Source organism: Streptomyces sp. NBC_01410 (assembly GCF_045040195.1).
GTDB lineage: Bacteria > Actinomycetota > Actinomycetes > Streptomycetales > Streptomycetaceae > Streptomyces.
This window is the reverse complement of sequence record NZ_CP109530.1, coordinates 5,518,019-5,538,554: the sequence shown is the minus strand read 5'-3', so window position 1 is coordinate 5,538,554 and position 20,536 is coordinate 5,518,019. Positions and strand designations below refer to the sequence as shown.

Annotated in this window: 16 protein-coding genes; 8 read left to right on the top strand and 8 right to left on the bottom strand. The window is 69.5% G+C overall.

Going from position 1 to position 20,536, the window contains the following annotated elements; translation table 11 throughout:
* Positions 1 to 111: 111 nt before the first annotated feature.
* Entirely contained in the window at positions 112 to 1,632 is a 1,521-nt protein-coding gene (locus tag OG741_RS25625; RefSeq protein ID WP_405601622.1) for a ricin-type beta-trefoil lectin domain protein, read from the bottom strand.
* Positions 1,633 to 1,738: 106 nt separating this feature from the next.
* On the opposite strand from OG741_RS25625, the gene OG741_RS25620 reads away from it, so the two are divergent.
* The 4 genes from OG741_RS25620 (at position 1,739) to OG741_RS25605 (ending at position 7,644) form a co-directional block, all read left to right on the top strand.
* On the top strand, positions 1,739 to 3,133 hold the full coding sequence (locus OG741_RS25620; RefSeq protein WP_405601621.1) for a class II fumarate hydratase: 1,395 nt from the start codon (positions 1,739 to 1,741) through the stop codon (positions 3,131 to 3,133).
* 58 nt (positions 3,134 to 3,191) lie between these two features.
* A complete protein-coding gene (locus OG741_RS25615; RefSeq protein WP_405601618.1) occupies positions 3,192 to 3,869 on the top strand; it encodes a DUF402 domain-containing protein in 678 nt (225 codons plus the stop codon).
* A gap of 352 nt (positions 3,870 to 4,221) precedes the next feature.
* Entirely contained in the window at positions 4,222 to 6,072 is a 1,851-nt protein-coding gene (locus tag OG741_RS25610) for a SpoIIE family protein phosphatase (protein WP_266487026.1), read from the top strand.
* Positions 6,073 to 6,159: 87 nt separating this feature from the next.
* Complete coding sequence (locus OG741_RS25605; RefSeq protein WP_405601616.1) at positions 6,160 to 7,644, top strand: catalase; 1,485 nt, start codon at positions 6,160 to 6,162, stop codon at positions 7,642 to 7,644.
* 72 nt (positions 7,645 to 7,716) lie between these two features.
* Here the strand turns inward: OG741_RS25605 and OG741_RS25600 are convergent, their stop codons facing one another.
* Entirely contained in the window at positions 7,717 to 9,942 is a 2,226-nt protein-coding gene (locus tag OG741_RS25600; protein ID WP_405601614.1) for a transglycosylase domain-containing protein, read from the bottom strand.
* Between the two features lie 249 nt (positions 9,943 to 10,191).
* Here OG741_RS25600 and OG741_RS25595 point away from each other — a divergent pair, with 249 nt between their 5' ends.
* Positions 10,192 to 11,127 carry an SPFH domain-containing protein gene (locus tag OG741_RS25595; RefSeq protein ID WP_405601612.1) on the top strand — a complete coding sequence of 312 codons (936 nt, stop codon included), beginning with the start codon at positions 10,192 to 10,194 and terminating at the stop codon, positions 11,125 to 11,127.
* Positions 11,124 to 11,348 carry a hypothetical protein gene (locus OG741_RS25590; RefSeq protein ID WP_405601610.1) on the top strand — a complete coding sequence of 75 codons (225 nt, stop codon included), beginning with the start codon at positions 11,124 to 11,126 and terminating at the stop codon, positions 11,346 to 11,348. Before OG741_RS25595 ends, OG741_RS25590 begins: the two co-directional genes overlap by 4 nt.
* 166 nt (positions 11,349 to 11,514) lie before the next feature.
* On the opposite strand, the gene OG741_RS25585 is transcribed toward OG741_RS25590, so the two are convergent.
* The 4 genes from OG741_RS25585 to OG741_RS25570 form a co-directional block, all read right to left on the bottom strand.
* On the bottom strand, positions 11,515 to 11,946 hold the full coding sequence (locus OG741_RS25585) for a hypothetical protein (RefSeq protein ID WP_266487019.1): 432 nt from the start codon (positions 11,944 to 11,946) through the stop codon (positions 11,515 to 11,517).
* Positions 11,947 to 11,951: 5 nt separating this feature from the next.
* Positions 11,952 to 12,299, bottom strand: coding sequence for a roadblock/LC7 domain-containing protein (locus OG741_RS25580; RefSeq protein ID WP_405601608.1), 348 nt, complete (start codon positions 12,297 to 12,299; stop codon positions 11,952 to 11,954).
* A 69-nt stretch (positions 12,300 to 12,368) separates the two neighbouring features.
* Positions 12,369 to 13,304 carry a MarR family transcriptional regulator gene (locus OG741_RS25575; protein WP_405601606.1) on the bottom strand — a complete coding sequence of 312 codons (936 nt, stop codon included), beginning with the start codon at positions 13,302 to 13,304 and terminating at the stop codon, positions 12,369 to 12,371.
* Positions 13,305 to 13,526: 222 nt separating this feature from the next.
* Positions 13,527 to 14,483, bottom strand: a complete 957-nt coding sequence (locus tag OG741_RS25570; protein ID WP_405601605.1) for a hydrogen peroxide-inducible genes activator — start codon at positions 14,481 to 14,483, stop codon at positions 13,527 to 13,529.
* Between the two features lie 149 nt (positions 14,484 to 14,632).
* On the opposite strand from OG741_RS25570, the gene OG741_RS25565 reads away from it, so the two are divergent.
* Positions 14,633 to 15,187: a peroxiredoxin gene (locus OG741_RS25565; protein WP_405601603.1), complete on the top strand. Its 555-nt coding sequence runs from the start codon at positions 14,633 to 14,635 to the stop codon at positions 15,185 to 15,187.
* Between the two features lie 5 nt (positions 15,188 to 15,192).
* Positions 15,193 to 15,726, top strand: a complete 534-nt coding sequence (locus OG741_RS25560) for an alkyl hydroperoxide reductase (RefSeq protein ID WP_405605776.1) — start codon at positions 15,193 to 15,195, stop codon at positions 15,724 to 15,726.
* Positions 15,727 to 15,792: 66 nt separating this feature from the next.
* On the opposite strand, the gene OG741_RS25555 is transcribed toward OG741_RS25560, so the two are convergent.
* Entirely contained in the window at positions 15,793 to 17,022 is a 1,230-nt protein-coding gene (locus OG741_RS25555; protein ID WP_405601601.1) for a hypothetical protein, read from the bottom strand.
* A 14-nt stretch (positions 17,023 to 17,036) separates the two neighbouring features.
* The gene (locus OG741_RS25550) at positions 17,037 to 20,402 is read right to left on the bottom strand and encodes a PQQ-binding-like beta-propeller repeat protein (RefSeq protein WP_405601600.1); all 3,366 of its coding nucleotides are present in this window, start codon (positions 20,400 to 20,402) and stop codon (positions 17,037 to 17,039) included.
* Between the last annotated feature and the right edge of the window lie 134 nt (positions 20,403 to 20,536).

Here is a 20,536-nt window from a genome sequence, read left to right as displayed (position 1 = left end):
GGCGGGGCTGGCATGTGCGGCAGGGCCGCACATGCCAGCCCCGCCGGCGTTTGAGGCGCGGTCCCGGACGCGAAATTCAGCCCCGCGGGGGTCCGGGGGCAGCGCCCCCGGCTAGCCGAAGCGCTGGTTCGGGCCGCCCGTGCACGGCTGCAGCCGCACCGCGTCCCGCGCCGCCGCCATCGTCAGACACAGGCCCGTCGCCGACGCCGGACGGACCGTCCCGCCCGTGCGGACGAACTGCTGGTTCGCGCCGCCGTGGCAGTTCCACACGATCGCCGCCGTACCGGCCGCATAGCTGCCGCCCGGCACGTCCAGGCACCTGTCCTGCGTCAGCTCCGTGTGCAGCGACCTGCGCGCCTCGTCGTACCACCACCCCTGGTTGCGCCCGCCGTGGCAGTCCCAGCCCACGACGCCCGTCCCGTTGCGGCTCACCGCACCCGCGACGTCCACGCACGAGCCCGTCGCCTCGTTCCTCAGCGGCCTGTACGCGTCGTCCCACGCCCCCGCGTGCAGCGCGGGCTTTCCGCTGGATGCCGCGTCCGCGCAACTCGCCTCGCGCAGACCCGAGTTGTAGAGCTGGGTCAGACAGGACGCGAAGGCAGCGTGCCCGCGCACATTGGGGTGGAAGGACTGGCGGACAGAATTGGAGTCCGGCGGGAAGGGGTTGGACAGGTCGATGTACAGTCCGCGCGCCCAGGTGTCCTCCATGCAGACCTCATGGCCGTGGAACAGCCGGGAGTTGTCCAGGTAGACCGCTCCGGTGGACTGCGCCACCCTGCGCATGCCGCGTTCGAAGGCGGGGACGGCCGTGTTGCGGCCCCAGACGGTGTCGGAGTCGTAGCCCATGCCGCCGCAGATCAGCTTGCCGGGGAAGCCGGGGTTGTCGCGGAAGTCCGGGCCGATGGGGCTCGGGTAGCCCATGACGACCAGTTTGTAGTCGCCGTCGGCGTAACCGGCGTCGTGCATCACGGTGCGCAGGTCGCGCACCGTCTGCTCGACCTTGGGGACGAGGCCGTCGACGCGGGCCTGCCAGCCGGGGGCGTACTTCGGCTCGCAGGGGCCCTGGATCAGCACATAGCGCGTGACGCAGTCGGTCATCACCGGGCCGAACTGCAGGTCGTCGTTGGCTCCGGCCACCAACAGCACCATCTTGATGCGGGTGTTGCGCGCCTTGATCGCGAGGTTGTCGCTCTGGACGAGTTCGTCGGCGTACTGCTTCGAGCCGCCGATCCTGATGTTTCCGGTGTACGCGCCGGAACAGGAGACGTTGTACGTGACGTCCGCCGCGATGCCCGTACGGTGGATGGCGGCGTCGGGGGAACGGTGGCACCAGTTGTCGGGGCCGTTGGTGCCGGGTTCGTACGCGCCGACGCCCTCGCCGGAGATCTCGCTGTCGCCGAGCGAGATCAGGCCGGTCTTGCGCTCGGCGAGCGGGCGTTCGGCGGGGCTGCCGTAGAGCTTGACGGCCTCGGCCGCGCGGATGGACTCGAGCTCGGGCGGGAGCGGTAAGGACAAGGCCACGCGTGTCTCGTCGGCAGCGGCCTGGGCGGTGGTGGTCATGCCGCCAAGTCCGGCCGCCAGTGCGGCGGCGGCCGCGACCATACAGCGAAGTCTTCGTCTCGTGCGCCTCATTGCGCCTCCCCGGTTTGTCGTTGACTGGGGTATTTACTGGCCGGTAGCGCAGATGGGAATAGGCGGAACAAGACAAGTGCTCATCTTTTCGGGAGGTACGAGAGAGATGCCTGACGCGAACCAGTACCGGATCGAGCACGACTCCATGGGTGAGGTGCGGGTTCCCGCACACGCCAAGTGGCGGGCCCAGACCCAGCGGGCGGTGGAGAACTTCCCCGTCTCCGGCCAGCGCCTGGAGCGGGCCCATATCGAGGCCCTGGCCCGGATCAAGGCGGCCGCCGCCCTGGTCAACGCGGAACTGGGCGTGCTCGACAAGGACATCGCGGGCGCCGTCGCCGACGCGGCCGCCGAGGTCGCGGACGGCCGCTGGGACGAGCACTTCCCGGTGGACGTCTTCCAGACCGGGTCCGGCACGTCCTCGAACATGAACGCCAACGAGGTCATCGCGACGCTCGCCACCGAGCGTCTCGGCCGCGAGGTCCACCCCAACGACCATGTGAACGCCTCCCAGTCGTCCAACGACGTCTTCCCCTCCTCCATCCACATCGCCGCGACGGCGGCCGTGACACGGGATCTGATCCCGGCGCTCGATCATCTGGCGGCCTCGCTGGAGCGCAAGTCCGCCGAGTTCTCGGACGTCGTCAAGTCGGGCCGTACGCATCTGATGGACGCCACCCCGGTCACGCTGGGCCAGGAGTTCGGCGGCTACGCCGCGCAGATCCGCTACGGCGTGGAACGGCTCGAGTCCGCGCTGCCCCGCCTCGCCGAACTCCCCCTGGGCGGTACGGCGGTGGGCACCGGGATCAACACCCCGCCCGGTTTCCCGGCCGAGGTCATCGCCGAGGTCGCCCGCGCCACCGGGCTGCCGCTGACCGAGGCCCGCAACCACTTCGAGGCGCAGGGCGCACGGGACGCGCTCGTCGAGACCTCGGGCCAGCTGCGTACCGTCGCCGTCTCGCTCACCAAGATCTCCAACGATCTGCGCTGGATGGCGAGCGGCCCGCGCACCGGACTGGCCGAGATCAACCTCCCCGACCTGCAGCCCGGCTCGTCGATCATGCCCGGCAAGGTCAACCCGGTGATCCCCGAGGCCGTGCTGATGGTCGCGGCCCAGGTGACGGGCAATGACACGACCGTCGCCACCGCCGGCGCCGCCGGGAACTTCGAGCTGAACGTGATGCTCCCGGTGATCGCCAAGAATCTGCTGGAGTCGGTCAGGCTGCTCGCCAACGCTTCCCGGCTGCTGGCGGACCGTACCGTCGACGGCATCACGGCCAATGTCGAGCGGGCCCGGGAGTACGCCGAGTCCTCGCCGTCGGTCGTCACCCCGCTGAACAAGTACATCGGCTACGAGGAGGCGGCCAAGGTCGCCAAGAAGTCACTGGCCGAGCGCAAGACGATCCGCGAGGTCGTCCTGGAGTCCGGCTATGTGGAGCGTGGAGCGCTGACCGTCGAACAGCTCGACGAGGCCCTCGACGTGCTGCGTATGACGTATCCGTGACATGACGGCCGTGACCCGGGTCGCAGCAGGACCCCGGCCGTCCTCCTAGGATCTGCTCATGACAGGTATTGAACGCATCGCACGCTGGACGCCCGGGGACCACATCCTCTGGCGCTATCGCGGCCATGCCCCGGACCTGTCGGGCGCCGCCGTCCACATCTGCCGCCCCGTGACCGTCGTGCAGGACACCGAGGAGCTGCTCGCCGTGTGGATGGCGCCGGGCACGGAGTGCGTGAAGCCGGTGCTCGCCGACGGCACGCCGGTCCACCAGGAGCCCCTCGCCACCCGCTACACCGCTCCGCGCACCGTCACCCGCGCCCGCTGGTCCGGCGCGGGCGTGCTGAAGCTGGCGCGGCCCGGGGAGCCGTGGTCGGTGTGGCTCTTCTGGGACCGCGGCTGGCGCTTTCGCAACTGGTACGTCAACCTCGAAGAGCCACGCACGCGTTGGGCGGGCGGTGTCGACTCCGAGGACCACTTCCTGGACATCTCGGTCCACCCGGACCGCAGCTGGCGCTGGCACGACGAGGACGAGTTCGGCCAGGCCCAGCTCGTCGGCCTGATGGACGCGGAGAAGGCGGCGCGGGTGCGGGAGGCGGGCGAGGCGGCCGTGGAGGTCATCAGGGCCTGGGGAGCGCCGTTCCCGGACGGCTGGGAGCACTGGCGGCCCGATCCTTCCTGGCGGGTTCCCGAGCTGCCCGCGGACTGGGACCGAAGACCCGCGCAGCTCACGTCCTGAGTCCGGGGCGGGGGGCGATCACCGGTGTGGCTGGTTCCGGTACGGGAACACCCCCCGGCACATGCGACCTCGTGAGACTCTTGATGCGCCCCCTGGGGGCAAACGTAGGATCGTCGTCCGCAAGGCTGCGCCGTTTCGGCAACCGTTGAGCGCAGCACATGACCTGACCGTAAGTCATCACGAGGCAGTGCCGAGGGGGTGGAGCTGTGCCGGATGCCCGCCATCCTGTCGACGCCGCCCGCAGAGCGGTTGTTTCGCCCGGCGGCTCGGGGGTTATCCCCCGAGGTAGCACAGCACCGCCCCACGAGGTGATCGCATCGCACAACCGGCCCGGACGGACGGAACCCCACGAGTGACGGAGCAGCCCACCTCCCACGAAGGCCGGCAGCCCCTGGCTGCCCGGCCGCACGAACGCACCCGGCCGCGGTCGGAGGCGCCCGGCCCATCGGCCGTGCCCTCGCCCGCCGGTCCCCCGCAGGATCTGGCGGGGACGGCACGCCGCGAAGGCGACCGGCTGCGTTTCGTGGGGGCGGCGACGCGCCGCATCGCACGCGGGATAGATCTGGACGAGATCGTCCTCGGGCTGTGCAGGGCGACCGTGCCGACCTTCTCCGACGCGATCCTCGTCTATCTCCGCGACCCGCTGCCGGTGGGCGACGAGCGGCCCGTCTCACCGTTCGTGCTGCGCCTGCGCCGTACCGACAGGCTGCGTTTAGCCGGTGAGGACGCCGATCTGGGCGCCGCTGTCCCGATCCCGGTCCTGGACCCGCAGACCGACCTCTCGCCGACCGCAGAGCTGTGCGAGGTGCGGTCCGGCGGTGCGCTTTCCGAGGTGCTGCGCGGGGTGCGGCCGGTCTTCGGCGACTCCGCTGCCGCCCGGGCCGCGCTGCCCGAACTGCTGGGCGACGGCCGTACGGTGCCCAGCGGTCATCGCGCGATACTGGCCCCGCTCCGCGGCAGGCGCCGGGTGATCGGCGCAGCCGTCTTCCTGCGCCGTCCCGACCGGCCCGCCTTCGAGCCCAACGACCTTCTGGTCGCGGCCCAGTTGGCGACCCACACCGCGCTCGGCATCGACAAGGCCGTGCTGTACGGACGCGAGGCGTACATCGCCGACGAGCTGCAGCGCACGATGCTGCCGGACTCCCTGCCCCAGCCGACCGGTGTCAGGCTCGCCTCGCGCTATCTGCCGGCCGCCGAGACGGCCCGCGTCGGCGGCGACTGGTACGACGCGATCCCGCTGCCCGGCAGTCGGGTGGCGCTGGTCGTCGGCGATGTCATGGGCCACTCCATGACCTCGGCCGCGATCATGGGCCAGCTGCGGACCACGGCACAGACCCTCGCCGGGCTCGACCTGCCGCCTCAGGAGGTCCTGCACCACCTCGACGAGCAGGCCCAGCGGCTGGGCACCGACCGGATGGCGACCTGCCTGTACGCCGTCTACGACCCCGTCGCACACCGCATCACCATTGCCAACGCCGGCCACCCGCCGCCCATCCTGCTGCACCTGGGCGGGCGGGCCGAGGTGCTGCGCGTACCGCCGGGAGCGCCCATCGGCGTGGGCGGGGTGGACTTCGAGGCCGTGGAGCTGGACGCCCCGGCCGGCGCGACCCTGCTGCTGTACACCGACGGTCTGGTCGAGTCCCGGCTGCGCGATGTGTGGACGGGGATCGAGCAGCTGCGGGAGCGTCTTGCCGCCACCGCCCAGCTGACCGGGCCCGACCACTCGCCGCCGCTGGAGGCTCTGTGCGACGACGTGCTCGACATGCTCGGCCCGGGTGACCGCGACGACGACATCGCGCTGCTCGCGGCCCGCTTCGACGGGATCGCGCCAAGTGATGTCGCGTACTGGTTCCTGGAGCCGGAGGACGCCGCCCCGGGCCGCGCCCGCCGCCTGGCCCGCAGGGCGCTGGCCCGCTGGGGCCTGGAGGAGCTGAGCGACTCGGTGGAACTGCTGGTCAGCGAGGTGGTGACCAATGCCGTGCGGTATGCGGAGCGGCCGGTGACGCTGCGGCTGTTGCGTACGGACGTACTGCGCTGCGAGGTCGGGGACGACTCCCCGCAGCTGCCCAGACAGCGGCGGGCGCGGGACACCGACGAGGGCGGACGCGGACTGTTCCTGGTGAACCGGCTGGCCAGACGGTGGGGGGCCACCCGCCTGTCGACCGGCAAGGTCGTCTGGTTCGAGCTGCCTACCCGTACGTAGCCAATTTCTGGACCCTGTCCAAGGTTGCCCACATCGCAGCCGCGGAGTTGACTGGAGCACACGGCCGAAGCGACCACAGTCCCTCTTATGGATGGGAGGACGCTCGTGACCGAGACAACCCCCAAGACTCCGTACACGACGAGCAACTCCGGCATCCCGGTGGAGAGCGACGAGCACTCGCTCACCATCACCGCCGACGGCCCGATCCTGCTCCAGGACCACTACCTCATCGAGAAGATGGCCCAGTTCAACCGGGAACGGGTCCCCGAGCGGGTGGTCCACGCCAAGGGCGCGGGTGCGTACGGGATCTTCGAAGTAACCAACGACGTCAGCCAGTTCACCAAGGCCGACCTGTTCCAGCCGGGCAGGCGTACCGAGATGCTGGCCCGATTCTCCACGGTCGCGGGCGAGCAGGGCTCCCCGGACACCTGGCGCGACCCCCGCGGCTTCGCCCTCAAGTTCTACACGGAGCACGGCAATTACGATCTGGTCGGCAACAACACGCCGATCTTCTTCGTACGCGACCCGCAGAAGTTCCAGGACTTCATCCGCTCGCAGAAACGCCGCCCGGACAGCGGGCTGCGCGACAACGACATGCAGTGGGACTTCTGGACGCTGTCCCCCGAGTCCGCGCACATGGTGACGTGGCTGATGGGTGACCGCGGCATCCCCAAGAACTACCGCCACATGAACGGCTACAGCTCGCACACCTATCTGTGGGTCAACGCCGGCCGCGAGAAGTTCTGGGTGAAGTACCACGTGAAGACCGACCAGGGCATCGACTTCCTCACCCAGGCGGAGGCCGACGATCTGGCCGGCCGCGACGGAGACGTCCACCGCCGCGATCTGTACGACTCGATCGCCTCCGGCAATGCCCCGAGCTGGACCATGAACGTCCAGGTCATGCCCTTCGAGGATGCCCCGAACTACCGCTTCAACCCCTTCGACCTGACCAAGGTGTGGCCGCACGGCGACTACCCCCTGATCGAGGTCGGCCGGATGACGCTCAACAAGAACCCGGAGAACTATTTCGTCCATATCGAGCAGGCCGCCTTCGAGCCCTCGAACCTGGTGCCCGGCATCGGCCCGTCGCCGGACAAGATGCTGCTCGGCCGGCTCTTCTCCTACCCGGACACCCACCGGTACCGCATCGGCCCGAACTACAACCAGCTGCCGCCCAACAGGGCACGCTCGCAGGTGAATTCGTACGCCAAGGACGGCCCGATGCGGTACGACGCCGCGAACACCGCGCGGCCCTACGCCCCGAACTCCTACGGCGGCCCGGCGGCCGACGTGGGGAACTTCGGCGAGCCGGCGGGCTGGGCGACCAAGGCCGGCGAGATGGTGCGCGAGGCGTACACGCTGCACCGCGAGGACGACGACTGGGGCCAGCCGGGCACCATGGTCCGCCAGGTGCTCGACGACGCGGCCCGTGACCGGCTGGTGTCGAATGTCAGCGGGCATCTGCTCACGGGCGTCTCCAGGCCGGTCGTGGACCGGGCGCTGCAGTACTGGCGCGCCATCGACAAGGAGCTGGGCGACCGTATCGCCAGCAAGGTGAACGGCGGCTGAGCCAAGACCGCACATGACGGTGCCCGCGGATCGGACGATCCGCGGGCACTGTCGTACGGCAACGGCAAACGGCTACGGCTTGATGACGGGATTGGCGTTCGGTCCGCCGGAGTCGCCGTCACCGGGATCGGTGGGCGGCGTGATGGTCGGCGTGTCCGTCGGTGTCTGGGTCGGCTCGTCCGTCGGTGTCCTGGTGGGCTTGTCCGTCGGAGTCTTGGTCGGCTTCTTCGTCGGGGTCTTGGTCGGCCCCTTGGAAGGAGTTTTCGAAGGCGTCTGGGACGGGGTGTCGGTCGGCGACGGGTCCGGGTCCGCGGTCGCGCCCTCCTCGACCTCCAGGTCGAACTCGGCTGCAGCGGCCTCGTCGTCGAGCGCGCCGGTCGTGTACTGCTGCCAGATCTTCGCCGGGACACCGCCACCGTTGGCGCGGCCCTCGTTGACGGTGTCGGTCAGCGTGACCTGCCCGCCCTTGGGGTCCTCGCCGAACAGGGCGACAGCGGTGACCAGTTCGGGGGTGTAGCCCACGAACCAGGCCGAGCGGTTGTTCTCCGAGGTACCGGTCTTGCCCGCCGCCTGGTAGTCGCCGGCCGCGTTGGTGCCCGAGCCGGACTTCACGACACCCGTCATGGCCGCGGTCGTGGTGTCCGCCGCCTCGCGGCTGATGGCCTGGTCGCCGTGGCCTTCCGGCTTGTCCAGAGTGCCGTCGCGGACCTGATGCTCGGCGGACTTCACGATGGCCGGTGCCACCTTCTTGCCATGGTTGTCGAAGGTCGCGTACACCCCGGCCATGTCCCAGGTGGATGCGCCCATCGTGCCGAGCGACATCGCCGGCTGCTCCGGCCAGCCCTTGCCTTCCTTCATGCCCATGGCGAGCGCGGTCTTCTTCGCCTTGGCCGGGGTGACGTCCACGATCATCTGCGCGAAGACGGAGTTGATCGAGCTGTTCGTCGCCCGCTGGACGCTGACCATGCCGTAGTCCCGGTCGTCCTCGTTCTCCGGGGCGAAGGGGACGTCACTGCCCTCGACGGGCCGTTTGCTCGTGCCGTCGTACTTGGTGTTGAGGCCGATCTTCAGGCCGTCCTGGGTCTCGGCACCGTTCTCCAGGGCGGAGGCGAGGACGACGGGCTTGAAGGTCGATGCGGGCTGGTAGTCGCGGCGGGTGGCGTTGGACAGCCAGTGCTCGGTGGCGCCTTTGCCGCCGTAGAGCGCGACGACATGACCGGTCTTCGGGTCGACCGAGGTCGCGCCCGCCTGGACGGTCGCGTCACGCTTGTCCTTCTCGCGTTCGAGCTTGGTTTCGAGCTGCTTGTCGACCGCCTTGACCAGGGCCTTCTGGCGCTTCTCGTCGATGTTGAGGGTGATCGTCCAGCCGCCGGCCTTGATCTCCTCCTCGCTGATGCCCCGGCGCTCCAGCTCGGCGTTGGCCGCATCGACGAGGTAGCCGATCTGGCCGCCCATGCCGGGGGCGGCCCTGGGGACCTTGGGCACGGGGAACTTCAGGCCCGCGCGCTTGCCGGAGTCGAGCCAGTCCTCCTCGACCATGTTGTCGAGTACGTAGTCCCAGCGCTCCTTGGCCAGCTTCTTGCCGGTGTCCGAGGCGACGGCCCAGTCGTACTGGCTGGGAGCCTGGAGGAGAGCCGCGAGATAGGCGCCCTCGGCGACGTTCAGGTTCTGGGCGTCCTTGCGGTAGTACGCCTGGGCCGCGGCCTGGATCCCGTACGCGTTGCGGCCGTAGTAGCTGGTGTTCATGTACCCCGCGAGGATCTCGCTCTTTTCCTTGTTCTGATCCACCTTGAGCGAGATCACCAGCTCCTTGAGCTTGCGGGTGACCGTCTGGTCCTGGTTCAGGTAGTAGTTCTTGACGTACTGCTGGGTGATGGTCGAGCCACCCTGCTTGCCCTTGCCCGTAAGGGTGTTCATCAGGCCGCGGGCGGTGCCCTTGAAGTCGACTCCGGAGTCCTTGAAGAAGGTCTTGTTCTCCGCGGCGACGAAGGCGTACTGAACGTCCTTGGGGATCTTCTCGAGTGGGACGATCTCGCGGTTGATCTTGCCGGTGCGGGTGAGGATCTTGCCGTTGCTGAACTTGTAGACGTTGCTCTGCATCTCGGCCTGGGCGTTGGCCGTGGGCACGGGAACCATCAGATAGATCACGAAGAACGCGCCCATCACCAGCAGGCAGAGGCCGAAGAAAGTGCCCAGCAGCTTCCTCCAGGTGAAGAAGCGCCGTATGCCGGTGGGCTTGGCTTTCTTCGCCCGGCGCGCGCCGCGCTGCCGGGCCTGCCGCTCATCCGCTCGGCCCATCGCTTCGTTGCTCCGCTCGTCGTTTTCTGTGGTCTCGTGGCCGGAACCGGCCCGGAATCAGCTCAGAAAGCTAACACCGCTCGTACAGACAAAGGGCAACCGATCCGGTCTTTTCCGGACGTGAGAATCAGCACCCCGTCTCATGGAACCGACTCATGAGAGGTGCGCAGGGTTGCGATGCCGGTTAAAGTGATATCACTATGCTAAGACGTCGGCGGTGGTCGCCGACGGCACAAACGGGGAGCGAACATGCCTGCCACCAGCACTTCGACCGTGGACGACCTGCCGCAGATGCCGACACCACAGGTTCGGGAAATTCCGGCACACAGCATCGGCGGGGGACTCGCCCTGCTGCTGGGGCTGCTCGGCCTCGGCGGCGGAGTGGCACTCATCGTGATCGGCGCCTCCGCCGCCGCGGCCGGCACAAAGGCGGCCCTGATAGTCCTCGGGATCGTGATCGCGGTCGCCGCGTTCTTCGCGATGTGCGGACTCAACACGGTCGCGCCGGGCGAGGCGCGGGTCGTCCAGCTCTTCGGGCGCTACCGGGGCACGATCCGTACGGACGGACTGCGCTGGGTCAACCCGCTCACCTCGCGGACCAAGATCTCCACGCGGGTGCGGAACCACGAGACCGCCGTCCTGAAGGTCAACGACGCGTACGGCAACCCGATCGAACTCGCCGCGGTCGTGGTGTGGAAGGTCGAGGACACCGCCCAGGCGCTGTTCGAGGTCGACGACTTCCTGGAGTTCGTCTCGACGCAGACCGAGGCGGCCGTGCGGCACATCGCCATCGAGTACCCCTACGACGCGCACGACGAGGACGGCCTGTCGCTGCGCGGCAACGCGGAAGAGATCACGGAGAAGCTGGCGATCGAGCTGCACGCGCGCGTGGAGGCGGCGGGCGTCCACATCATCGAGTCCCGCTTCACACACCTCGCGTACGCGCCGGAGATCGCCTCCGCGATGCTCCAGCGCCAGCAGGCGGGCGCGGTGGTCGCGGCACGGCGGCAGATCGTGGACGGCGCGGTCGGCATGGTCGAGGCGGCGCTGGCCAGGCTCCAGGAGCGGGACATCGTGGAGCTCGACGCGGAACGAAAGGCGGCGATGGTGTCGAATCTGATGGTGGTGCTGTGCGGTGACCGTGCGCCCCAGCCGGTCCTCAATACGGGCACGCTCTACCAGTGACGCCGCCGCCCGAACGCAAGCAGGTGCTGCTGCGGCTCGACCCGGCGGTGTACGAGGCGCTGGCGCGGTGGGCCTCGGACGAACTGCGCAGCGCGAACGCGCAGATCGAGTTCGTGCTGCGCCGCGCCCTGTCGGACGCGGGCCGCCTGCCGGGCGGCGTCGGGCCACTCCCGCGACGGGGCCGCCCGCCGGCGGCGGGGCCGCGGGACGAAGCGGAGTAGCTCCCGCCCGCCGGGTGGCGGGGGTCCGCCTTCTTTGCCCCACCCCGCCCCTTTCCCATAAGTGGGGCAAGCCAGACCCCCGTACGCCTTCGGTCGTGTCCTCGAAACGCCGGTCGGGCTGGATGTGCGGCCGGGCCGCACATCCAGCGCCGAGGGACCGGTGGGATCAGATCCCGCCGAACTCCTTCATCACCCGCCTGGCCTGGGCGAAGAGCATGCCCACGTTCACCGACTTGCGGCACACCGCGACTACGACGACGTCCTGGCTCTCGTTCATGCGGATGAACAGATGGGTCAAGTTGTCGCTGTTCACGAGGATTTCCTGGAAGTAGTGCTGATCGGTATTGACGCCCCTGCGTTCCTTGAAGACGTCCTCGATCATCACCACCGTGCGCCCCTGGAACAGGTCCAGCGTCGCTCCGGCGAGCAGGTCAAGCACCTCCGGCGGATGACTGTCGACGGTCTCGTACGACAGGAGCATGCCGGTCGCCAGGTCGACGACACCGGCCGCCAGACAGTCGGGCGTCTCGGACCTCATGGCCTTCACCAGGGCCATGACTTGGTCCGAGAACCCCTGGGCCATGCGTTTCGTCGCCATGCGCGTTACTTCCCTCCGGACAGGATGGCTCCGATGCGGTTCAGCATCGGCTTGGATTCGAGGTGGAGCCGTTCGACGTCGAGCCCCTCGTCGCCGAGCACCACCATCAGGGCGGTGTCACCCACCGCGTACACGGCCGCACAGCCCCGGTTTCCGTAGGCGACCGTGCGCCGCAGGGATCCGCGGCCGGTGGCCGCTGCCGTACGCCGGGCAAGACCGAGGCCGGCCGCGGCGAGCGCGGCGAGGCCGTTCGGTTCGATGGCGTCCTCTGTGTCGGCCGCGATGAGCAGCCCGTCGACGGCCACCACCGCCGTATCGGTAATTCCTGGTATCTGGTCGCGGAGTCCCTTCATTTCCCCGGCCAGAGCATTATGATCCATTCACTGAGCCCTCTCGCACATGTGCATGATTTCCCCGGCTCTTCAGGAGTCCGCGACCCCGGAATTCGCTGTCCGGGTACGGCTTCGAAATCGGAAGAGCCCTTTCCAGCTCGTCGCGGAAACGTCCGCGGCGAGAGTCTTCTCCGTAATCCCGCTGGCCCCGGGGGTGCGGCGGGGCAGCTCCCCGGTCGCGTCCCCAACATCCGGGGCGGCGGCCGGACGCCGCGGCACCGGAGCCTGCGTCGCCCACACACGCGGAACGCCGGTCCCCGCACTGCGACTGGCCCGCTCCAGCAGCCCCTCGGCGAGCATCCGGGAGATCTCGACGGTCACGTGGTAGACGCCCCGGCCGATCATGAAGGCGATGTCCCGCGGGGTGCGCCTGCCGTCGGCGAGATAGAGGATCTCCTTTCTGTGGGGCGCCAGGTCCTCGGCCGGGCCGTCGACGCCGCGGCGTACGACGACCCGCTCCCGGTCGGGCAGGACGGCGTGGGGCATCGCGGCGAGAGCGGCGAGTTTCCTGACCGCGTCGTCGAGCAGCTGCAGCGGGTCCTCACCCGGGCCGACCGGGACCAGCGGGCCGCTCTCGGTATCGGCGAGGCAGTCCCCCATGTCTCCCGCGAGGACGGCGAAGACCGCGTCCTGGAGGGCCATCGCGGATACGACCTGGAGTTCGGCGGCGCCGATGTGCCCACGCGCCACCAGTTCGGCGACGGGCCTGCGCGAGTCCCTGCCCGCCGGGACCAACGCGGCCCAGTCCGCCTCGCTGACCCGGCCGGAGCGCAGCAGCAGCGTCTCGATTCCGGGGGCGCCGGGGCTCTCGACCGCGACCACGCTGCCCTGCCGGAGATGGAACACGCCGCCGGGCCGGCCGCACACCCGAAGGACCATGGTCGATCCGGCCGCGCGGCACTGGGCCAGCGCGAGAGAGAGCATCCCCTGTCCGGCGCGGTGAAGGGATTCGCGAATGTCTGGCATCACTCCCCCTTGGCAGCCGCGCCCATCGATTCAGCGCCCATGAATTTCAGGGCACACGAATTTCAGGACACATGAATTTCGCACTGGTGCCTGACATATGACACCGAGGGGGTATGTGTATCAGCCGCGGAGGCGCATCTTCCGCCGGTCATGCAATATGACCGAAGCTGCAATGTCCCCGCCGGTCAGGGACCGTCGTCGATCAGAAAACCGACCGCCTACTTAAGAGTCAGCTCCGCGGCCCGGGGCTCCGGCGGAGAGCACCCGGACCGGAAGCACCGCCATCGCCTCCCGCAGTGCCTGCGCGAACTCCACGAACTCTCCCTGGCGTGCGGCACCCGCGCGCATCGCCAGGGCGATCCGGCGCGCGGGAGCGGGCTCCGCGAAGTACCCCGTCTGCAGCCGCCCGCCCCGGCCGGTCTCGACGTCGACCGCCGTACGCGGCAGCAGCGTCACGCCGAGCCCGCCCGCGACCAGCTGCACGAGGGTCGACAGGCCCGCGGCGGTCGTGGTCACCGGGGCACCCTCGGTGCGTCCGGCCTCACGGCAGATGTCGAGGGCCTGGTCGCGCAGGCAGTGCCCCTCGTCAAGCAGCAGCAGATGCAACTCGCGCAGTGCCTCGCGCGGGATGTCCTGCCGGCCGCCCAGCCAGTGGTCATCGGGAGTGACCAGCACAAAGTCCTCGTCGAACAGCGGCAGTTCGGTCACTCCGGGCACCCCGAGCGGCACGGCGAGCAGCAGCAGATCGAGCCGCCCGGCGCCGAGCCCCTCCAGCAGCGAGGAGGTCTGTTCCTCGTGGACCTGGAGATCGAGGTCGGGGTAGCGGTCGTGCACGAGCCGCAGCACGTTCGGCAGGAGGTAGGGAGCGACGGTCGGGATCACACCGAGCCTGAGGACTCCGGTGAAGGGGGCGCGTACCGCCTCGGCCTCCTCCATCAGCTCACCGACCGCCTCCAGCACCGCCTTGGCCCGCACCGCGAGCCGCTCCCCGGCCGGGGACAGCAGCACCCTGCGGGTCGTACGCTCCAGCAGCTGGACACCCAGTGCCACCTCCAGGGCGGACACGGCCCCCGAGAGTGCGGGCTGACTCATCCCGATTGCTGCCGCGGCGTCCCGGAAGTGCAGATGCTCCGCCACGGCCGCGAAGGCGCGCAGCTGCGCGAGGCTCGGCTGTTTCATCCTGTTTGTCCCACCCACTGATAGCTGTCTCCGATCGCGCCGACCGAGTCTAGCTATTTCTGTGATCAATGCACTCTGTGCCAGGATCGGGATCCGTCCAACCCCCTGGAAGACCCCACAAGGGAAATCCACCTGTGCAAGGAGAGCGCGTGCTCACTGTTGGTGACCAGTTCCCCACGTTCGAACTGACCGCCTGCGTCTCGCTGGAGAGCGGCAAGGAGTTCGAGGAGATCACCCACAAGTCCTACGAGGGCAAGTGGAAGGTGGTCTTCGCGTGGCCCAAGGACTTCACCTTCGTCTGCCCTACCGAGATCGCGGCCTTCGGCAAGCTGAACGACGAGTTCGCCGACCGTGACGCACAGATCCTCGGCTTCTCCGGCGACTCCGAGTTCGTCCACCACGCCTGGCGCAAGGACCACGCCGACCTGCGTGACCTGCCCTTCCCGATGATGGCCGACTCCAGGCACGAGCTGATGCGCGACCTCGGCATCGAGGGCGAGGACGGCTTCGCGCAGCGCGCCGTCTTCATCGTCGACCCGAACAACGAGATCCAGTTCACGATGGTGACCGCCGGCTCCGTCGGCCGTAACCCCAAGGAGGTCCTGCGGGTGCTCGACGCCCTGCAGACCGACGAGCTGTGCCCGTGCAACTGGACCAAGGGCGAGAACACCCTCGACCCGGTCGCGCTTCTGTCGGGCGAGTGATCGAGATGTCCCTCGACACCCTCAAGTCCGCGGTCCCGGACTACGCCAAGGACCTGAAGCTGAACCTCGGTTCGGTCATCGGCAACAGTGAGCTGCCTCAGCAGCAGCTCTGGGGCACCGTCCTGGCCTGCGCGATCGCCTCGCGCTCGCCGAAGGTGCTGCGCGAGCTGGAGCCCGAGGCAAAGGCCAGCCTCTCCCCCGAGGCGTACACCGCCGCCAAGTCGGCCGCCGCCGTCATGGCGATGAACAACGTCTTCTACCGGACCCGGCACCTGCTGTCGGACCCGGAGTACGGGACGCTGCGCGCGGGTCTGCGGATGAACGTCATCGGCAACCCGGGTGTGGAGAAAGTCGACTTCGAGCTGTGGTCGCTCGCCGTCTCCGCGATCAACGGCTGCGGTCAGTGCCTCGACTCGCACGAGCAGGTGCTCCGTAAGGCCGGTGTGGACCGCGAGACGATCCAGGAGGCCTTCAAGATCGCCGCGGTGATCCAGGCGGTCGGTACGACCCTGGACGCGGAAGCCGTCCTGGCCGAGTAAGGCCGTGTACGAAGGCGCCTGCGCCCGGCTTCGAGCCGGGCGCAGGCGCCTTTGCCGTACCGACCGCTACGGCACGAGGAGTTGGCCCGCCGCCAGCGCCGAGGCCACCGTGCCGCCGGCCACCACGGCCGAGGCCGCGAACAGCGGAACCCTCCGCGTCCAGGTGCGCAGGGCCGGGGAGCGGGAGACGCGGTCCAGCAGCGCGTCACGGCCGCGCAGCACGATCAGGCCGACGCCGGTGAGCGTCAGAGCCATCCCGGCGCCGAAGGCCGCGACCATCGCCAGGGCGATGCCGACCTTGCCGGTGAGCAGCCCGGTCAGCAGCACCAGGAAGGCGGACGGCGAGGGCAGCAGTCCGCCCGATGCGCCGAGGAGGACGAGACCTCGCCAGGTGAGCAGGAAGGCCGCGTCCGGGATCTCATGGCTGTGACCGTGGTCGTGCCCGTGATGGTGCCCGTGATGGTGATGGTGCTTGCGCAGATGCTTCCGCAGCAGGCTCACCCCCACCCCCGCCACCACCAGCGCCGCGATCAGCTGAAGCCACCCCGTCACGGCCGCCATGTCCGGGGTGCTCTTCGCCGCCAGCCACCAGCCGACGGCCAGGACCGCGACCGAGAGCGTGTGCATCACGGCGACGATGCCACCCAGCCACACCGCGTCGCGCGGTCTGCCACCGGCGCCCACCAGGTACCCGGCGGCCAGCGACTTTCCGTGCCCGGGCGCGCAGGCGTGCAGCGCGCCCACGGCCGCCGAGAGGAGCAGCGCCACCGGGAGGGCCGGTCCGCGGTCCAGGAGCGACGTCAGGTCGGTGGTCCAACCGCCGTCGGACGCTGATGAGTTGCTCCCGCCGCCCGCCGATGTGAGGGAGAGTTCCCGCGTGGGCTCCTTCGCCGTGTGCAGTCCCCCGCCGCCCAGCTCTGTCACGGAGAGCGTGCGGTACGCGGGGTCGATGTCCGTCAGCGCCGTGACCGTCAGGGTGATCCTGTCCACCGGCCGCGGACAGGCGAAGTGGAGCTTCGTCCCCTCCGCACTCTCGACACGGCACGGGCTGCCGTCCTGCCGTACGACGATGTGCGAGCGCAGATAGCCCGTCACATCGCCGCCGGACTTCTTCGTCAGGACGGCGACATCGTCCTTCTGCGCGGACCAGGCCGCGTCCACGGCCGAGCCCTTCGCCTCGACGCGGACGACGGGTGGTGTGCCGAAGGGGTGCGCCTGCGCCGTCCCCGCGCTGCCGAAGAGCAGCGCGGGGACGGCGGCCAGGACGAGCAGCACCCCGGTGCGGAGTGATCGCACAGTCGTGCTTCCCCTCAGTCCCTGCGTGCGGCCAGCGCGTGGACCGTGCCGTCGTCCGTCAGGGCGACGATCCAGTCACCGCTCACGGCCAGGGCGGAGGCAACACCCGCACCGAGGTTGTACGACGCGATCTGCTTGCCGTCGGCACGGTCCAGGACGAGCAGTCGCCCGTCCCACGTCCCCACGTACACCAGGGACTCCGTCACCAGCGGGTGCATCGTCGGAGAACCGTCGCCCACCGAACAGCCCATGGCCACCCGCCACTTGTCGTCCAGCGGGCTCTCCCCCGGCAGATAGCCGGACTTGGACTCCCACACCGGATTCGACGGATCGGCCGCGCTCGTGTCATAGGCGCGTACGACACCGTCGCGGCCCGCGACATAGGCGGTCGCGCCCCACACGGCCGGGCTGGTGATCGCGGCGGGACCCGGCTCGCAGACGCTGCGGCCGCCCAGCTTGGACTCCCAGGTGACCGCGCCCGTCTTCGGGTCGTGACCACGGGTGCTGGAAGCCGTGTTCGTCACCAGCTTCGCCGCGCCGCCCGAGGACGTCGGGTCGGTCAGGACGGGCGACGAGTGGCTGTCGATGCCGCCCGCGGTGTCCTTCGCCCACAGCTGCTTGCAGCTCGCGAGGTCCATGGCGATGACCGTGTTGCTCGACATGGAGTGCAGATAGGCGGTGTTGGAGCCGGGCTCGCGGATTGCCGTGCTGTGAGCCTGGCCCCAGGAGAACGCTGCCCCGAACCCGCCGGGCAGCAGCCCGCCGGTCTCGGCGTCCCGGCAGCGGATCGTGCTCGCGTCCTGGTAGACGGCGACCGTACGGTCGTCCCCGCCCGCCAGTCCGAAGACGCTGACCGGTCCGCCCGCGCGGCCGTAGCGGCGCACGGTGTCGCCGTGGGCCTCCTCGCGGTCGATCGACTGCCAGGCGATACCGCCGTCCTCGGTGTCGAGCGCGTAGACGCGTCCGACACCGGTCGTCAGATACACCTTGCCGTCGTGGAGCGTCGGCGCCGACTCGGCGTCGCCGTCCAGGTACGTACGCCAGATCTCACGCCCGGAGGCGATGTCGTAGGCGAGCATCATGCTGTGCGGCGAGTCGAAGGCGCGGGACGAGACGATCAGCTTGCCGTCCGCGATCACCGAGCCGTTGAGGTTGAACTGCTCGCCGGTGTGGCGGGCCCACTTGAGGTCGAGCCTCGCGCCCGGCTCGTCGCCGCTCGCGGACCGCCCGGCCTCGTTGCCGCCCTGCCGCAGCCAGTCCTGCCCGGTCTTCGGCTTCGCGAGTTCGGAGTCGCGTACGACCTCGAAGGTGTTCCGCACCTCCGGGAACTTCTTGCCCTGCGTGTCGTAGGCGACCGTCTCGGCGGTGTACGTGCCCGGCCGCAGCCCGGTCACCTTGCCGCTCGCCCGGGTCCAGGCGCCGCGTGCGTCGGGGCAGGGCTCGGGCTCGCCACCGGGAGGGGTGTAGCAGTTCTCGATGCCGGGCCGCGCCGCTCCCTTTCCGAAGCGCACGGTCGTGTACGACACCACATGGCCGCGGCTGTTGCGTACGGTCAGTGTCGCCTTCGCGGGCGTGCGGCCGTCGTCCTCCGCGTACACCTCGACGGGGACACCGGCCCTCGCGCCGTGCACGCTGTTCTGCGCCGGGCTGACCAGCGCGGAGTCGTCGTCGATGTCGAACTGCCGGTGGATGCCGGTCACATGGCCGGTGTCCTCGTTACGATATGTGCGCGGATTGTCCGTGATGCCGCTGAAGTCGAGGACCTTGTAGTCGGGGTGGGCGCCGTCGATGCCGTAGGTGCCCTGGTTGTTGATCTCGACGGACCGCTTGAAGGCGCCGCGCCGGAACTCGGCCTGCTGGTTGTGGCCTGCCGCGACCATCCGTACGTCGTACTTGGCCAGCTCGTCGATGGTCGGCTGCATGCCGGCGCCAGGTCCCCACTGGGTGAACAGCGAGCGGTGCGCGAAGACGAACACCTGCTTGCCGACCGCGTGCTGGGCCAGATCCCTGCGCAGCCATTCCAGCTGCGGCTTCAGCCCGCTCGCGTCGTAGTTGTCCTCGAGCACGACGATGTGGCGGCCGTTGCGGTCGAAGCTGTACCACTCGGGGGCGAGGTTGCGGCGGTAGTACTCCAGGCTGCCCGCGTAGCCCTTGGAGGTGGCTGTACCGCCGAAGTCGTGGTTGCCCATCACGGGGTAGAAGGGGTGGCCGAGCCGCCCCTGTTCCAGTCCCTTGCTGAACAGGTCGTAGCCGCCCTGCCGTCGCGGCTCTTCCGCATAGTCCGTGACGGTCAGGTCGCCGGTCGCGATCTGCATCGTCGCGCCGTCGACCTCGGACATCGCCTGCACCTGGCCGGTCCACTGCGGCAGTGCCGTGCGGGCCTCGGCGTCGGTGCGGTTGCCGACCTCGGGGTCGGAGTTCATGACCCACTTCTCGGTGGGGTTCGAGGCGTTGGGGTCGGGTACGAGCGCGAAGTCGATGCCGGTGCCGCCGGTCTCGGGGACCTTGTGGAAGAACTGCGGGATGTAGTCCTTGCGCAGGGCCGGGGTGTATCCGTCGGGCGAGACGATGCTGACGAGGTCGGTCTCGCGCCGGGTCGGATCGGTCTGAAGGGTGTACGAGCCGTCTGCGCGGGTGGTTGCCCAGGCGGCTCCGTCCGTGACATCGACGCCGGCCATGGGCCGCTCGCCGCTGTCCCGCTTGCCGTTGCCGTTGCGGTCCTTGAAAACGGTGCCCTCGACGGTGACGGTGGCCGGTGCCGTGTCGTCGGCGAAGGCCGCCTGGGGCGCGAGGAAGGACAGGGCGACGGCGCCCGCGGTCGCCAGCTTGAACCGGCGCCGGGTGCGGCCCAGCGCGCGTACCAGGGACGGCAGCCGCCAGGCGGCGAGCAGCAGCACGACACCGGCGGCCGTGATGAGCGCGACGGAAAGCCAGGGGAACGTCGGCAGCGCGTGCGCGCCCCTGGCGTCGACGAGCGGCGTGGCCGCGGAGGCGTCGACCGCGGTGCCGTCGAACTCGACGACGACCTGGGTCAGTCCGCCCTTCTCGATCAGCGCGCTCAGGTCGAGTGCGTCGACGTGGCAGCTCCACGCCAGTTCGATGACGACACCACCGGGAACCCCGCCGTCGTCACCGGGCACGCCCGAGCCGGTGGCCGGGCAGCCGGCCTGCAGCGCCGAGGATGCCCAGGCTCCGGCGGCCTGCGGGGAGACGATGTCGCGGTGCACGATGAGGCGGCCGCTGGTGACGTTGTCGCCGGTGGCCACGACGAGTTCGGCATGCTCGCGGGAGACATGCGCAAGTGCGGGCTGGGCGCCGATGCCCAGCACGAGGAACAGCAGCGCGAGACAGAGCCCCGCTGCTGTGCGTATGTGTTTCATGGCAGCGGACGCTAGCCACCGCTGTTCGGTTTCCGGTCAGTAATGAACGACTTTCACCAGGCTGTTCGGAAGAGTTCAGCGCACGGTTCACCGTTCGTGCGGTCAGTTGCGCATTACGCACTGAACCCGGAGCG